The organism is Candidatus Pantoea edessiphila, assembly GCF_002933355.1.
GTDB lineage: Bacteria > Pseudomonadota > Gammaproteobacteria > Enterobacterales > Enterobacteriaceae > Pantoea_C > Pantoea_C edessiphila.
The window spans coordinates 197,303-213,090 of the sequence record NZ_PDKU01000001.1 but is presented as its reverse complement, the minus strand read 5'-3'; the positions used below and the strand labels follow the sequence as shown (position 1 = coordinate 213,090).

General features: G+C 27.1%; 14 protein-coding genes and 1 tRNA gene. 8 read left to right on the top strand and 7 right to left on the bottom strand.

Annotated elements, in window-relative coordinates; all coding sequences use genetic code 11:
- A complete protein-coding gene (gene sufE / locus CRV10_RS01020) occupies positions 1 to 414 on the top strand; it encodes a cysteine desulfuration protein SufE (protein ID WP_136129967.1) in 414 nt (137 codons plus the stop codon).
- A gap of 116 nt (positions 415 to 530) precedes the next feature.
- On the opposite strand, the gene CRV10_RS01015 is transcribed toward sufE, so the two are convergent.
- Positions 531 to 606 (bottom strand) — tRNA-Val (locus CRV10_RS01015).
- 147 nt (positions 607 to 753) lie between these two features.
- Between CRV10_RS01015 and CRV10_RS01010 the strand changes: the two genes are divergently transcribed.
- Both CRV10_RS01010 and grxD read left to right on the top strand, forming a co-directional pair.
- The gene (locus CRV10_RS01010) at positions 754 to 1,380 is read left to right on the top strand and encodes a riboflavin synthase subunit alpha (RefSeq protein ID WP_136129966.1); all 627 of its coding nucleotides are present in this window, start codon (positions 754 to 756) and stop codon (positions 1,378 to 1,380) included.
- A 129-nt stretch (positions 1,381 to 1,509) separates the two neighbouring features.
- Positions 1,510 to 1,851 (top strand): Grx4 family monothiol glutaredoxin, encoded by a 342-nt coding sequence (grxD, locus tag CRV10_RS01005; protein WP_136129965.1) that lies wholly within the window; start codon positions 1,510 to 1,512, stop codon positions 1,849 to 1,851.
- Positions 1,852 to 1,871: 20 nt separating this feature from the next.
- On the opposite strand, the gene rnt is transcribed toward grxD, so the two are convergent.
- On the bottom strand, positions 1,872 to 2,525 hold the full coding sequence (gene rnt, locus CRV10_RS01000) for a ribonuclease T (protein ID WP_136129964.1): 654 nt from the start codon (positions 2,523 to 2,525) through the stop codon (positions 1,872 to 1,874).
- Positions 2,526 to 3,211: 686 nt separating this feature from the next.
- On the opposite strand from rnt, the gene pdxH reads away from it, so the two are divergent.
- Positions 3,212 to 3,868, top strand: coding sequence for a pyridoxamine 5'-phosphate oxidase (gene pdxH / locus CRV10_RS00995; protein WP_136129963.1), 657 nt, complete (start codon positions 3,212 to 3,214; stop codon positions 3,866 to 3,868).
- A 55-nt stretch (positions 3,869 to 3,923) separates the two neighbouring features.
- Positions 3,924 to 5,198 carry a tyrosine--tRNA ligase gene (gene tyrS, locus CRV10_RS00990; RefSeq protein ID WP_136129962.1) on the top strand — a complete coding sequence of 425 codons (1,275 nt, stop codon included), beginning with the start codon at positions 3,924 to 3,926 and terminating at the stop codon, positions 5,196 to 5,198.
- A 61-nt stretch (positions 5,199 to 5,259) separates the two neighbouring features.
- Here tyrS and nth read toward each other — a convergent pair whose 3' ends face one another.
- From nth to manA, 3 genes are all read right to left on the bottom strand, one after another.
- Entirely contained in the window at positions 5,260 to 5,913 is a 654-nt protein-coding gene (gene nth / locus CRV10_RS00985) for an endonuclease III (protein ID WP_136129961.1), read from the bottom strand.
- An 84-nt stretch (positions 5,914 to 5,997) separates the two neighbouring features.
- Positions 5,998 to 6,327 carry an RnfABCDGE type electron transport complex subunit B gene (locus CRV10_RS00980; RefSeq protein ID WP_136129960.1) on the bottom strand — a complete coding sequence of 110 codons (330 nt, stop codon included), beginning with the start codon at positions 6,325 to 6,327 and terminating at the stop codon, positions 5,998 to 6,000.
- A 47-nt stretch (positions 6,328 to 6,374) separates the two neighbouring features.
- Positions 6,375 to 7,556, bottom strand: a complete 1,182-nt coding sequence (gene manA / locus CRV10_RS00975; protein WP_136129959.1) for a mannose-6-phosphate isomerase, class I — start codon at positions 7,554 to 7,556, stop codon at positions 6,375 to 6,377.
- Between the two features lie 133 nt (positions 7,557 to 7,689).
- On the opposite strand from manA, the gene fumC reads away from it, so the two are divergent.
- Positions 7,690 to 9,081: a class II fumarate hydratase gene (fumC, locus tag CRV10_RS00970; RefSeq protein WP_136129958.1), complete on the top strand. Its 1,392-nt coding sequence runs from the start codon at positions 7,690 to 7,692 to the stop codon at positions 9,079 to 9,081.
- A 42-nt stretch (positions 9,082 to 9,123) separates the two neighbouring features.
- Here the strand turns inward: fumC and pntB are convergent, their stop codons facing one another.
- Positions 9,124 to 10,518 (bottom strand): Re/Si-specific NAD(P)(+) transhydrogenase subunit beta, encoded by a 1,395-nt coding sequence (pntB, locus tag CRV10_RS00965; RefSeq protein ID WP_136129957.1) that lies wholly within the window; start codon positions 10,516 to 10,518, stop codon positions 9,124 to 9,126.
- A gap of 3 nt (positions 10,519 to 10,521) precedes the next feature.
- On the bottom strand, positions 10,522 to 12,069 hold the full coding sequence (locus CRV10_RS00960) for a Re/Si-specific NAD(P)(+) transhydrogenase subunit alpha (protein ID WP_136129956.1): 1,548 nt from the start codon (positions 12,067 to 12,069) through the stop codon (positions 10,522 to 10,524).
- 526 nt (positions 12,070 to 12,595) lie between these two features.
- Between CRV10_RS00960 and CRV10_RS00955 the strand changes: the two genes are divergently transcribed.
- Together CRV10_RS00955 and CRV10_RS00950 are read left to right on the top strand one after the other, a co-directional pair.
- Positions 12,596 to 13,375, top strand: a complete 780-nt coding sequence (locus CRV10_RS00955; protein WP_136129955.1) for an SDR family oxidoreductase — start codon at positions 12,596 to 12,598, stop codon at positions 13,373 to 13,375.
- Between the two features lie 125 nt (positions 13,376 to 13,500).
- Positions 13,501 to 15,765 carry an FdhF/YdeP family oxidoreductase gene (locus tag CRV10_RS00950; RefSeq protein ID WP_136129954.1) on the top strand — a complete coding sequence of 755 codons (2,265 nt, stop codon included), beginning with the start codon at positions 13,501 to 13,503 and terminating at the stop codon, positions 15,763 to 15,765.
- Positions 15,766 to 15,788 lie beyond the last annotated feature (23 nt).

Sequence of the window (15,788 nt, the reverse complement as noted above, 5' to 3'; positions counted from 1 at the left end):
TTGACTTTACCTGAAAAAGAACAATTAATTTTAAATTTTAATCGCTGTGCTAATTGGGAAGAAAAATATCTTTATATAATTGAACTTGGAAATAAAATTCCAGTTGTATCTAGTAATCTACATCATTCTGACCATATAATTTATGGTTGTCAAAGTCAAGTGTGGATCAAGATAACTCAAAATATCGATGGTACTGTTATGTTTGAAGGAGATAGCGATTCGACTATAGTTAAAGGATTGATTGCTATAATATTTATTTTTTATCAGAAATTATCTGCATCAGATATTATAATTTTAGATATAGGATATTGGTTTAATAAATTGTCATTAAGGCAACACATTACCCCCACTCGTTCACAAGGCATAGAAGCAGTAATTAGATTTATTCGTAATTCTGTAAAAAAATTTATATAGAGTAATATCTATTTTTTTCAAAAATTCAAAAAAATAATCGTAAACTGTGGTTATCTGTTGTTAAATATAAATACCACTATCCTCTTTGAGATTTTATATCAATATTAAATAAGGAATGGTGCGTTCTAATGGATTTGAACCATTGACCCTCACCTTGTCGAGGTGATACTCTACCAACTGAGCTAAGAACGCAATAAATCCCACTTTTAGTTTAATTATACCTTTAATAAAATATATTAATCAAGTATTGTAATTTAAAATAGTTGATAAATTCTATTAAAAATAATGAATATTCAATTAATATCTTTATTAAGTATAAGTTGAATAAGGTAAAATAATATGTTTACAGGAATTGTACAAGGAACAGCTGAAATAGTATATATTGAAAAAAATTTTTTACCTTATGATTATACTATCAAATTTCCTAAAGAATTGATGGCTAATTTAAAATTAGGAGCTTCTGTAATGATTAATGGTTGTTGTTTAACTGTTAATAATATTAATGATTTTTATGTTAATTTTTGTGTAATTAATGAAACTTTAAAAATTAGTAATTTAGTTAATTTATCTAAAGGAGATATAGTTAATATTGAACGTTCAGTAAAAATAAATGATGAGATAGGAGGACATTTAATGTCAGGTCATATCATGACCACTGCTGAGATCTATAAAATAGTTAAATCAGATAATAATTATATCATATGGTTTAAAATTAATGATTATAATAAAATGAAATATATATTTCACAAAGGTTGTATAGGCATAGACGGTATTAGTCTAACAATAGGTGAAATTGTTGAAAAAAATTTTTGTGTTTTTATTATTCCAGAAACTTTACATAGAACTACTATCGGACAGAAAAATTTAGGTTATCATGCAAATATTGAAATAGATTTATATACTCAAGTGATAGTGGATACCGTTGAAAGATTAATGGCTTTAAAAAATATTAATAAGTCGGATTAGATTAATGTTTCAAGAAATATATTTAATATATAATATTTTTTTAATTTTACATGTATCAATAATCAATAAATTGAACTATTCAATAGACTTATCTTTCAATAAAATGATATGTTGTTAAGGATTATTATTATGGTTAATAGTACTATAGAAAAAATTCAACGTCAAATTTCAGAAAATCCGATCATACTATACATGAAGGGTTCTCCTAATCAACCAAGTTGCGGTTTTTCTGCTCAAGCAGTAAAATTTTTATCAGCTTGTGGGGAACGTTTTGCGTATGTGGATATACTAAAAAACCCTGATATTCGTTCTGAACTACCCAAATATTCTAATTGGCCTACATTTCCTCAGTTATGGATTGATGGGGAACTCATAGGTGGATGTGATATCATCATAGAAATGTTCCAGTGTAACGAATTACAACCAATAATTAATCAGGCAATAAAAAAACACAATAAAAAAAATAAATAAAAAGCCGACATTTGTTGGCTTTAACTGTAATTAACTTCTGAAAAGTTTGGCGGCCATCCTCCTAATCTTTTCCATCGATTAACTAATTCACAAAATAAAACAGCAGTTTGTTCCGTATCATATAATGCAGAATGGGCTTGTATATTGTCAAAATTTATACCAACAGCTTTGCACGCCTTTGCTAATACAGTTTGACCTAAAATAATTCCACTTAATGTAGCTGTATCAAAAGTAGCAAAAGGATGAAATGGACTATGTTTTAAACTAGTACGTTCAGTAGCAGCTGTCATGAATTTAAAATCAAAAGTTGGATTATGTGCTACCATAATAGCACAGTTACATCCAGTTTCTTGTATTCCTTTACGGACCATATCAAAAATAGAATTGAGAGCTTCATATTCGCTAACAGCACTACGTAAAGGATTTGTAGGATCAATTCCCGTAAATGCAAGTGATTCAGGATTTAATAACGATCCTTTAAATGGTTTCACATGAAAGTGTTTTGTTTCGTTAAGATCAATCCATCCATCTATATCCATTTTTAAAGTAGTTGCTGCAATTTCTAATAGAGCATCAGTTTGTTCGTTAAAACCAGCAGTTTCTATATCAATAACAACAGGATAAAATCCACGAAATCTTTTCTTAATAGTATTCAAGTGATTTAATTCAGACATAATATCTCATTATTAAAATATAAGGAATAAATTAATTTTCGTTAAATTCTTGAAACAAAAATAAACATAATTAATCATTTTTATTTAAAATTATTTTCAACATCTTATTTTTTCACTAAACTAATATTTCATATACAATGTATTGTTTTTTTGTTTTAAACTGTTTGTTAGATTAAATAATTATTAACTGATGATTTGTAAAACATATTTTTTTAAAAAAATCATATCCGTTAAGACTTAACTCATTAAAAGATATAGGTTATAGGATATTAGTATATATTGCTGTTTATTTTAGAAATACAATTATTTTTCATCAAATATTTAAATATATAAATTACGTTTACTAATCAATTGATATAACTTAATGTAATAAAAATTCAAGTTCAGTGGTGCTTGATTTATAATATCACACTACAATGCATTATTAATAATGCATTATTAATATAATTAATTTAAACAAATTTAATTCAAAAATCAATATTTTAATTTCGTACGTTAAGTAATATTAGACTAATGTTATTGTGATACTTAACAGTATTAGATTATTTTTCAAATTATTTTATTATTGAGAATAATAAATAATATATGCATTTTGCTGAGTACATTTATATTTAGATCAATATGTAATAGGTTAGAATTTTATTATTTATAAAAAATTGTGTTATATTTTAACATGAGTAATAATTATGAATTATCTGAAAGAATTTAATGATATTTCTAAATTACGAAGAGAATATATAAAGGGAAGACTAAATCGTAAAGATTTACCAGCTGACCCTTTAATTTTATTTGAGCATTGGTTAACACAGGCTTGTCAAGCACGCTTACCAGATCCTACAGCTATGACAGTAGCAACAGTAGATCAAAATGGCCAACCATATCAACGTACTGTATTGTTAAAATATTATGATGTAAAAGGTTTAGTTTTTTATACTAATCTTAATAGTAGAAAGGTAAATCATTTAATCAAAAATCCTAATATTTCATTGCATTTTTTCTGGAGTTTTCTTGATCGTCAATTAATGGTTTTAGGTAAAATAGAACAATTATCTATATTAGAAACATTGAAATATTTTAATAAACGTCCTCGTGAAAGCAAAATCAGTACTTGGGCATCTAGACAATCCTCATTACTTAAGTCTCGTCAAGTTCTGGAAAGATCTTTCTTAAAGATCGCTAATAAATTTAAAAATTGTAAAATTCCACTACCTAATTTTTGGGGTGGTTTCAGAGTCAAGTTTAATACAATGGAATTTTGGCAAGGAGGTAAACATAGATTACACGATAGATTTCTATATAAATTAGAAAATAATATTTGGAAAATATATCGGCTTGCGCCATAAACAATTTTCATATTATTATTGTAATTTTAATTAATTTATTAATTTGGATATAAAAATGATTACAACAAGTATTATAGATTATTTAAATAGTAGAGAATTAATATGTCAGTTAACTAATCAAAATGAGCTCATAAAAAAATTAAAGCACGGTTCTATAGTCGTTTATTGTGGTTTCGATCCTACGGCTGATAGCTTACATATAGGTCATCTAATACCATTAATATGTTTAAGATATTTTCAAAAATTTGGTCATAAACCAATTATATTACTTGGTGGTGCTACCGGTTTAATTGGAGATCCTAGCTTTAAAGCAATAGAACGTAAACTTAATTCTAGAGATATAGTAGTAACATGGACTGAAAAAATCCAAAAACAATTAGTAAAGTTTTTGGATTTCGATTGTGGATTGAATAGTGCTATTATTACTAATAATCTTAATTGGTTCAAAAATATGAATATATTGAGTTTTCTAAGAAATATAGGAAAATATTTTTCTGTTAATCAAATGATTAATAAAGAATCCATTAAACAACGTTTAAACCGTAATGATCATGGTTTATCTTTTACTGAGTTTTCTTACAATCTATTACAAAGTTATGATTTTGCTTATCTGAATGAAATATATAAAGTTTCATTACAGATTGGTGGATCTGATCAATGGGGTAATATTACATCAGGTATTCAATTAACACGTCGATTAAATAATAACCAGGTCTTTGGTTTAACTGTTCCTTTAATTACAAAATCTGACGGTACCAAATTCGGTAAAACTGAAAAAGAGACTATATGGCTAGATTCTAAAAAAACCAGTCCTTATAAATTTTATCAATTTTGGATTAATACTTCTGATGATGATGTTTATCGTTTCTTAAAGTATTTTACATCTATTAATAATGTTGAAATTAATAAATTAGAATATGAAGATAAAAATATAAATAAAACACCAAAGGCACAATATGTATTAGCCGAACAAATGACTACCTTAGTGCATGGAGAAAATGGTTTTAATGCTGCAAAGCGTATTACTCAAAATTTATTTTCTAATAATATTATTAATATGACTGAATCTGATTTCAGACAACTTGCATATGATGGTGTGCCAACTATCATACTTAATGAATCTGAAAGCTTACAACAAGCTTTAGTAAAATCAAAATTAGTTACTTCTTTTAGTCAAGCTCGTAATATGATTAATTTTAATGCAATTTATATTAATGGCATAAAACAATCCAACCCTAAATATAAATTTGGAAAAATTGATAAACTATTTAGCAAATATACATTGATTAGACGCGGGAAAAAAAATTACTGTTTAATTAATTGGTTATGATTTATAAAAATTTATACGAGTATATTTAATTTACTTAGGAACTATTAAGAATAGGATATATTCAAATAAATGCATAATATAAATATTTATTTTTTTCATAATAATTGCATAAATCTTGAATCTTACAAACGTCACATCTTGGATTACGTGCTTTACAAATATATCTTCCATGTAATACCATCCAAATATGACAGTTTTTTTTAAAAATTTTTGGTACTGTTTTGAGTAATTTGTTTTCTACTTGATTAACATTTTTACCAGAAGCAAACCCAGTGCGATTACATACACGAAAAACATGTGTATCCACTGCAATTGTAGGTATATTAAAAATGACATTTAGTATAATGTTAGCAGTTTTTTTCCCAACTCCTGGTAACGTTTCTAATTCCATTTGATTACTTGGTACTTTACCATCATATCTTTCTAATAAAATATGACAAATTTTTATAATATTCATTGACTTAATATTATACAATCCAATAGGTTTTATATATTTTATAATTTCACTGACACCTAATTTTAATAAGCTTTTAGGAGTGTTAGCTTTTTTATAAAGTTTTGCTGTGACCTTATTAACTATATTATCAGTAGCTTGGGCTGATAGTAAAGTAGATATTAAAAGTTCAAAAGGAGAACTGAAATTAAGTTCAATCACTGGATTTGGATTTATTTTTTTCAAACGATTAAGTATTTCTACACGCATTACTTGATTCATCTAGATTATTATTAATTGCATTTTATATAAATAGGATAATATTAATTAAATTATTGTTTTAATAATAGATAGGTTGATTAGCTATTATTTATGGTTATAAATTAAATTTAAACTTATAGATACATCTTCTTTGTTAGATTGTAAATTATTAATAGTAATATCTACTGGAATAATTTTGATACAATTTACTGGGCAAGATTCAATACATATATCACAAGAAATACAGTTTTTACTCATTACTGTATGAACAGTACGCATACTACCCACTATAGCTTTGGCCGGACATAATTTAGCACATTTATTACAGCCTATACAACAATCTTCTTTAATATATGCCGAATTTTTCTTTATTCTTTGATTTGGATTAAGATAATGCAATATATTGGTTATATCTTGATCTTCTACTATTGCCATATTTTTATATATTCTTTTGATATCTTATATTGTATACTATTAGTTATTTAATTTAGTTTATTAAATACACGAGCAAATAAACCATTACCAGTGATATTTATTGGCATTTCATCTGCAGAAATAAAATAAGATTCACCTGATTTGAATATAACATGTTTATTTTTTTTAACAATAGCAAATTGACCTGCAATACAAAACAATATTGCCATGCTTCTTTGATATATAAATTGAGATTCATTTTGTAATGAATGAATTGAGAAAGAAAAATCTTTTACTTTAACAGGGAAATGTACTTCATTTATTCTTTTCTCAGGTTTTATGACCATTTGATTTAAGAAGTTTTCTTGATATGTTATATTGGTTAGAAATTCTGGTATGTTTTTATATTTTGATGTTAATCCTGCACGTATAACATTATCAGAATTAGCAGAAATTTCTATCGCAATGCCTTTTAAGTAAGTATGCGGTGTTCCAGAATCGATAAAAATAGCTTCTCCTGGTTTTACAAAAACATAATTAAAAAATAAAAATAAGAATAAACCATTATCTTCAGGATATTGTTTCATTATTTTCTTCAGTATATTCCAAGGTTCTTCTTTTAGTACTTCAACATTAGATTTTAATTTGTTTAATGCAATTAATTTTTCTTTACCTTCCAGATATAAAAAATATTTTAATACTTTTGATAAAGTATATTTATTTGGATTTTTCTGGAAACAACTGATTGAGGGATTAATATCAATAACTTTATTTAATAATATAATTATTTGAGAAAATTTTTTAAATCCACTTAATACATAAAAGGGAGTAATAGCATAGATTAATTCAGGTTTATAATTATCATCTTTATAAATACGATTGTCACTATTTAATGGAATTGATTTTATATTTTCATTTTCAAATCCTAATTTAGCGTTAAATTTATTTGGATGTACTTGAATTGACAAAGGATTTTCAACGCATAATATTTTAAATAAAAAAGGTAAATCGCTACCAAAATATTGGAATACTGAATTACTTAATAATTGTTGTGGATTTATGTTGATAACATCGCTAAGAAGTATAGTTTTATTGTTAAAATATACTTTTGAAGGATTTTTAGGATGAGTACCTATCCATAATTCAGCCATAGGTAAATTTCTAGGATTTTTAATATTATAATGATTTTTTAAAAAATATTTGTTACCCCATTCATAATATTGTAAAGAATTCTTTAGTTTTAGTATCATATGCTAATAAAATAATTTTATATAATATATATTATAGGATATAACATAGATGAAGTTTTTTCATATCTTATACATGTAAAATATATTATTATGTTTCATATATAGTAATAATTATTTATAAGGAGATTTTATAGTGATACCAAGTCGCATCGAAAAAGATTCAATGGGATCTGTAAATGTACCTAGTAACAGATTATGGGGAGCACAAACTCAACGTGCTTTAGAACATTTCCATATTTCTATAGAAAAAATGCCTAATTCATTTATTTCTTCTTTAGCGTTAATTAAACGGTCTGCAGCAATAGTAAACTATAAGTTAGGATTATTAAAAAAACATATTTCTGAAGCAATTATTCAAGCTGCTGATGAAGTAATGGATGGTAAACATAATGAAGAATTTCCGTTAGTTGTTTGGCAAACAGGTTCTGGTACTCAAACTAATATGAATATGAATGAAGTATTAGCTAACAGAGCTAGTGAAATTTTGGGAGGTAAAAGAGGTGTATCGAGACTAGTACATCCTAATGATGACGTCAATAAAAGTCAAAGTTCCAATGATGTTTTTCCAAGTGCTATACATATAGCTTCAGCAATTACTATTATTGAACAAATGCTGCCAAAAATAATAAAGCTAAAAAATATTTTATATAGTAAATCTGAATCATTTAAAAATATAGTAAAAATTGGTCGTACTCATTTACAAGATGCTATACCCTTAACATTAGGACAAGAAATTTCTGGTTGGGTGGCAATGTTAGAAAATAATATTAAATATATAGAAAAGAGCATCCCTAATTTATTTGAATTAGCATTAGGTGGTACAGCTGTTGGTACAGGATTAAATACTCATCAAGATTATGCAATTAGTATTGCTAAAATTATTGCTGATTTCACTCAACATCCATTTGTTACAGCTCCAAATAAATTTGAATCTTTAAGTAGTACTAATGCAGTAGTAAATTCACATGGAACATTAAAAAGCTTAGCAGTATCTTTAATGAAAATTGCTAATGATATAAGATGGTTATCATCAGGTCCACGTTGTGGTATTGGTGAAATAACTATTCCTGCAAATGAACCAGGAAGTTCAATAATGCCAGGTAAGGTAAACCCTACTCAGTGTGAAGCAATAACTATGATTTGTTGTCAAGTTATGGGTAATGATGTCTCTATTAGTATAGGCGGTTCTTTAGGAAACTTTGAATTAAATGTATTTCGTCCAATGATATTATATAATTTTCTTCAGTCAATTCGTCTTATTACAGATGGCATAGATAGTTTTAACCGTTATTGTATTAACGGTATTGAACCAGCTTATGCAAGGATTGATAAACTTTTAAATGAATCACTGATGCTAGTTACCGTTCTTAACAACTATATAGGATACGATAAAGCAGCAAAAATAGCTGAAAAAGCATATAAGGAAAACTTAACTCTGAAAACTGCCGCAATGCAGTTAGGATATCTGACAGAAGTAGAATTCGATAACTTGGTGAAACCCGATAAAATGGTTGGTGATATATAAATAAATAAAAACTAAATATCATATTAATAATCTTTAATAATTTTAGATTAATTTTAAGATAGAATCAGTAGTGATTTTTGCATCACCAAATAGCATGTATGTATTATCTTTTAAAAACAATGGATTATTAACACCAGCATAACCAGAACTCATAGATCTTTTAAAGATTATAACATTTTTAGCTTTCCATACTTCTAGAACAGGCATACCGGATATTGGACTATTAGGATCTTCTTGTGCAGCTGGATTTACAGTGTCGTTAGCTCCAATAACTAATACTATGTCAGTATTAATAAAATTATTATTGATTTCATCCATCTCCAACACTATATCATATGGAACTCGCGCTTCTGCAAGTAATACATTCATATGTCCTGGCAAGCGACCAGCCACTGGATGAATAGCAAAAAGTACTTTTATGCCAAGTGATTGTAATTTTTGAGTAATTTTTGCTACTGAATGTTGAGCTTGTGCAACTGCCATTCCGTATCCAGGAACGATTATAACAGATGAAGAATTTTTTAAAAAATCTGTTATTTCTTCTATTGATATTTCACGATACGTTCCTTTAATATTTTCCTTTTTAATATCAATTATATTGTTATGTAATCCTCCTAAAATTACATTAATAAATGAACGATTCATTGCTTTACACATAATAAAAGAAAGAATAGCTCCAGATGATCCAACTAAAGAACCTGTAATTATTAAGAGGTCATTACTCAATGCAAATCCTGATGCTGCTGCAGCCCAACCGGAATAAGAGTTCAACATAGATACTATAACTGGCATATCAGCACCACTAATAGAGAGTACCACCTGTCCTCCAAATAAAAATGCTATGAAAGTCATTATTGTTAGTGAGATTATTTGTAAAATAAGATCATTAGTATTTATAAAACATAATAATAAGAAAAATGAAATGACTAACATTAAACAATTTAGTTTATGATAATGCGGTAATGCTAGTGGACGCGAATTGATTTTGCCAGACAATTTACAGAATGCTACTAAAGAACCAGTAAATGTGATTGCACCAATAAACACACCAACAAAAATTTCAATTAAATGAATATTATTATTTATTAAAGATGATATATCAGGAGATAAATTCAAATAGCTATTAATACCTACTAGTACTGCTGCTAGACCAACAAAACTATGCAAAATAGCAATTAATTCTGGCATTTTAGTCATTTCAATTTTTCTTGATAAAAAAATACCGATCAATCCACCTATAACCATAGCTGTAAAAATTAAAAAAGTATTATAAAGTATTTTTTGCATCATAATAGTAATAATTAATGCAATTATCATTCCAACAATACCAAAAAAATTGCCTTGTTTAGAGGTATTATGTTTTGAAAGACCGACTAAACTACAAATAAAAAGTATTGCAGAAATAATGTATGCTGATTTAACTAATCCACTATACATAGTCTACCCCTTACGAAACATTTTTAGCATTCGATTAGTAACATTAAAACCACCGAATATATTAATACTAGAGATTAAAATTGCAATAAAAGCAATATAATTGGTAATATTACTATCACCTATTTGCAATATTGCTCCAATAATAATAATTCCTGATATAGCATTAGTGACAGACATCAATGGAGTATGTAAAGCATGATTAACATTCCAGACTATATAGTAACCCACTATGCATGAAAGGATAAATATAGTAACATGAGATAATAAATCAGAAGAAGCTTTATTCGATAAACAAACAAAAACTACCGACATCATGATAGCAAAAATATACTTATAATTATAATAATCCTGATTTTTTTTTGTTTTTTGTTGTTTTTTTAATTTTTCTTCTTGAGATTCAGGTGATTTTATTTCAGGTCCAATAGAAATCTTAATAGGAGGAGCTGGCCAAATAATATTACCTTTATCAATAATAGTAATATGACGAACCACAACATCATTAAAATCTAGTTCTATTTTACCTTGTTTACCTTTAGATATTAATTTTATTAAATTTAATATATTATTTGCATATAATTGCGATGATTGGGTTGGCAAACGGCTTGCGAGATCTGTATATCCAATAATTTTAACTCCATTATTTGTAGTTATAATCTTATCGGGAATAGTTAATGAACAATTTCCACCTGATTGTATAGCTAGATCAACAATTACACTGCCATATTTCATACCTTGTACCATTTGTTCTGTGATAAGTTTCGGTGCTTCTTTACCTGGAATTAAAGCTGTAGTTATTACTATATCTGCTTCTTTTGTTTGATGATTAAATAATTTCATTTCAGCTTTAATAAAATCTTTAGACATTACAGAGGCATATCCATCATTAGAATTGATTGTTTCCTCATAATCTAATTGTAGAAATTCAGCTCCTAAGCTTTGTATTTGTTCTTTAACTTCAGAACGAGTATCAAATGCGCGTACTATAGCACCCATATTTTTTGCAGCACTTATAGCTGATAAACCGGATACACCTGCTCCAATAACTAATACTTTGGCAGGTAATAATTTACCTGCTGCTGTAATCTGACCACCAAAAAATCTATCAAATGCATAAGCTGCTTCTACTACAGCACGGTAACCTGCAATATTTGCCATTGAACTCAATGCATCTAGGGATTGTGCACGGGAAATGCGAGGTATAGAATCCATTGCAATTACTGTTATTTTCTTTTTTGCTAGTTGGTTAACAAGGAGTTGATTTTTAGCAGGCCAAATAAAACTTATTAATATACTACCTTCTTTTAATAAAGATATTTCTTTATCATCAGGTGCATTGATTTTTAAAATAATATCAAGTTGCCAAATTTCCTGAGTACTAGTAATTTCTGCTCCTGCATCAATATAGCTTTGATTATCAAAATTTGCATTTTTACCTGCATCATTTTCAATCTTGACACTAAAACCTAAATTGATCAATTTGCTCACGGTCTGCGGTGTAGCAGCTACACGGGACTCATTTATTAATTTTTCTTTAGTTATCCCGATTAACATATACGTTCCTTATTAAAAATAATAAATTAAAATTAAATAAAACAATGGGAAATTTATAAAAATAAAGGAATATATTAAATAGTATATATTAGTAACTACAAATTAATATAATATAATAGCGAAAATATAATTCTTACATCATAATAATTCATTTATAATTAGTTTGGATATATTAGTTTGGATATTATAGTAAGAATACATTTATTACTAAACCTAAATATTTATAATTTGTTTCTATTACGATATTGCTTGTATTAAAGATATATAGTGTTTAAATTAATTTAGATACTGTTTTAAAATCATCAATTTTTAAAGTAACTTAATAGTAAACACTTAAATTCAAGTTTTAAAGATAATATAACAATTAGAAAATTATAATAATATTTCTTATCTAAGCAATTATGTTTGAACTATATAATCTTTAAGTTTATTTATTTTTAGAATTTATGTTAATAATTGTATTTTTAATATTTATGATTCATGAAATTATTTTCATTGATTAAAAAAATAATTTAAGGATAAGATCATGGGTTTTCTTAGTGGTAAACGAATTTTAATTACTGGTGTTGCTAGTAAATTATCCATTGCTTACGGAATTGCAAAAGCTATGTATAAACAAAAAGCAGAATTAGCTTTTACATATCATAACAATAAATTAAAGTATCGTGTTGAAGAATTAGCTACATGTTTTAATTCAAATATCGTAATACCATGTGATGTATCTCAAAATAATAATATCAAGTTATTATTTATCACATTATCTAAAATATGGAAAACATTTGACGGTTTAGTGCATTCTATAGCATTTGCTCCAAAAAACCAGTTGAATGGAGATTATGTAAATAATGTTACACAAGATGGCTTTATGATTTCCCATATAGTCAGTAGTTATAGTTTTGTTTCTATGGCAAAAGAATGCAGAATGATGTTGAATAAGAATTCAGCATTATTAACTTTATCTTATTTAGGAGCTGATCGAATAATACCTAATTATAACGTAATGGGACCAGCGAAAGCTTCTCTAGAAGCAAATGTTCGTTATATTGCAAATGCAATGGGTCCAGAAAGTGTACGTGTTAACGCTATATCTCCTGGTCCTGTTCGTACATTAGCATCTTCAGGTATTAAAAATTTTAGAGAAATATTAAATTATTGTAAGCAAATCACTCCCATTCGCCGTACAGTAACTATTGAAGAAATAGGAAATTCAGCTGCTTTTTTATGTTCTGATTTAGCAAGTGGTATTACAGGACAAATTATTTATGTCGATGGTGGTTTTAATATTTCAACTATAGGTAAGATATGATTATATTTTAATAACATAAAAATATTAAACTAACGATGTAATTTTATGTTAATTTAAGCCTACCAGATCGTATACATAATATCATGTTATGGTTATTATAAAATTATTGTTGTTTTTTATTTATTATGAAATTTAAAAATAAAATAAAACCTTATAATTCAGCTGCTGGTGGATGGGATTCAATAAAATCTACAGCCCGTTTTATTTTTGATAGTAAGGCTACTTTCAAGAGTATAAGGAATCTTTTAAAGATTAATAAACAAGATGGATTTGATTGTCCAGGATGTGCTTGGGGCAATGATAACAAAAGTATTTTTGATTTTTGTGAAAATGGAGCAAAAGCAGTTGCTTGGGAAACTACTAATAGATCTGTTGATAAAAATTTTTTTGCTAGAAATAGTGTTAATTATTTATATAAGCAAAACGATCATTTTTTAGAATATCAAGGTCGCTTAGTCGATCCTGTTTATTATAATTCAAGAAACAATCATTATGAATTTATTAGTTGGGATAACGCTTTTGAGTTGATTGCTAAACATATTAATACAATGGATCATCCAAATCAATTGGAATTATACACTTCAGGACGTACTAGTAATGAAGGAGCTTGGCTGTACCAACTATTTGGTCGCTTAATAGGTACAAATAATTTTCCTGACTGTTCAAATATGTGTCATGAAGCTAGTGGTATAGGTTTAAATCTAAGTATTGGTACGGTTAAAGGTACTGTTCGTTTAGATGATTTTAATCACGCAGATGCTATTTTCGTTTTTGGTCAAAATCCTGGCACTAACCATCCTAGGATGCTACATAGTTTACGTCGTGCATCAGATAGAGGTGCAAAAATAGTTGTTTTTAATACATTAAGAGAACGCGGTTTAGAACGTTTTGCAGATCCAAAGAGACCAATTGAAGTGATTACTGTTGTGGAAAGTATTATAAATACTGCGTATTATCAACCAAATTTGGGAGGTGATATGGCAGCAGTACGTGGTATTGTGAAATGTTTACTAGAAGAAAATCGTCAAACAAATGATGTATTTAATTGTAATTTTATTAAAGATAAAACTAAAGGGATAAATGAATATCTTAAAGTAGTAGATAGTACTAAATGGAATGAAATTACAATACAATCTGGCTTAACAAAAAAACAAATTTACGAAGCAGCATTGATTTACAAGAATGCAAAGAGGGTAATTTGTACATGGGGAATGGGTATCACACAACATAAACATTCTGTTAATACAGTAAGAGAAATTGTTAATTTACAACTTTTATTTGGACAAATAGGAAAAAAAGGATCTGGTTTATGTCCAGTTCGTGGTCATAGTAATGTGCAAGGTAATAGAACTATGGGTATCAATGAAAAACCTGACCTTGCATTCCTTAATAAATTAGAAAAATATTTTGATTTTAAAGCTCCAAGATCAAAAGGTCATAATACTATTGAAGCATTAAATGCAATGTTAAATGGTAATGTTAGAGTTTTAATTTCCCTAGGAGGAAATTTAGCTGCAGCAGCGCCAGATTATTTACGTACTAAAAAAGCTCTTTCAAGTTGTGGGATAACAGTTCATATTAGTACTAAATTAAATCGTAGCCATTTAATACCAGGAAGAGAATCTTTAATACTTCCAACAATTGGACGGACTGAAATAGATAAAACAAATAACAGAAATCAATTTATTACTGTTGAAGATACATTTAGTATGGTACATGGTTCTCAAGGTAGATGCGAACCTCTATCTAGTCAACAACGTTCAGAAATTGCAATTATATCTGAAATAGCTTATAAAACATTGGGTGATAATAAAATAAACTGGAAAGCTTTATCAAGTAATTATAACTTAATTCGTAAACAAATTGCTGATATTATTCCAGGATTTGCTAATCTAACAAAAAAATGTAGTGTTTTTAAAGGTTTTTATTTAGCTAATGCAGCTTCACAATATGTTTTTAATACTGCATCAAAAAAAGCTCAATTTAGCAATGCTTTGCTACCTAAGTCAATATTTTTAAATTTAAATAATGATGTTAATTTTACTTTACAAACATTGCGTTCACATGATCAATATAATACTACTATTTATGGTTTTGACGATCGTTATCGCGGTGTTTATGGGCAAAGAAATGTATTATTTATCAATATTAATGATATGAATAAATTAGGATTTAAAACAGGACAAAATGTAGATATAGAAACAGTATGGAATGATGCAATTAAACGTTCTGTTAAAAATTTCAAACTTGTACCATATAATATTACTAGTGGTAATTTAGCAGCTTATTATCCAGAAACTAATGTTTTAATACCAATGGATAGTTTTGGTGATTATAGTTATACTCCAACTTCTAAATCAGTTCAAGTTAAATTAAAACTATCTACTTAGAATATAACGTTTTTATAAATTAC

Excerpts from the sequence above, each read along its gene's own strand:
- manA (WP_136129959.1), bottom strand. The coding sequence starts at position 7,556 with ATGATACTAAAACTAAAGAATTCTTTACAATATTATGAATGGGGTAAC.
- rnt (WP_136129964.1), bottom strand. The coding sequence starts at position 2,525 with ATGTCTGAATTAAATCACTTGAATACTATTAAGAAAAGATTTCGTGGA.
- pntB (WP_136129957.1), bottom strand. The coding sequence starts at position 10,518 with ATGTATAGTGGATTAGTTAAATCAGCATACATTATTTCTGCAATACTT.
- CRV10_RS00955 (WP_136129955.1), top strand. The coding sequence starts at position 12,596 with ATGGGTTTTCTTAGTGGTAAACGAATTTTAATTACTGGTGTTGCTAGT.
- nth (WP_136129961.1), bottom strand. The coding sequence starts at position 5,913 with ATGAATCAAGTAATGCGTGTAGAAATACTTAATCGTTTGAAAAAAATA.
- CRV10_RS00980 (WP_136129960.1), bottom strand. The coding sequence starts at position 6,327 with ATGGCAATAGTAGAAGATCAAGATATAACCAATATATTGCATTATCTT.
- CRV10_RS01010 (WP_136129966.1), top strand. The coding sequence starts at position 754 with ATGTTTACAGGAATTGTACAAGGAACAGCTGAAATAGTATATATTGAA.
- pdxH (WP_136129963.1), top strand. The coding sequence starts at position 3,212 with ATGAATTATCTGAAAGAATTTAATGATATTTCTAAATTACGAAGAGAA.
- grxD (WP_136129965.1), top strand. The coding sequence starts at position 1,510 with ATGGTTAATAGTACTATAGAAAAAATTCAACGTCAAATTTCAGAAAAT.
- CRV10_RS00960 (WP_136129956.1), bottom strand. The coding sequence starts at position 12,069 with ATGTTAATCGGGATAACTAAAGAAAAATTAATAAATGAGTCCCGTGTA.
- CRV10_RS00950 (WP_136129954.1), top strand. The coding sequence starts at position 13,501 with ATGAAATTTAAAAATAAAATAAAACCTTATAATTCAGCTGCTGGTGGA.
- tyrS (WP_136129962.1), top strand. The coding sequence starts at position 3,924 with ATGATTACAACAAGTATTATAGATTATTTAAATAGTAGAGAATTAATA.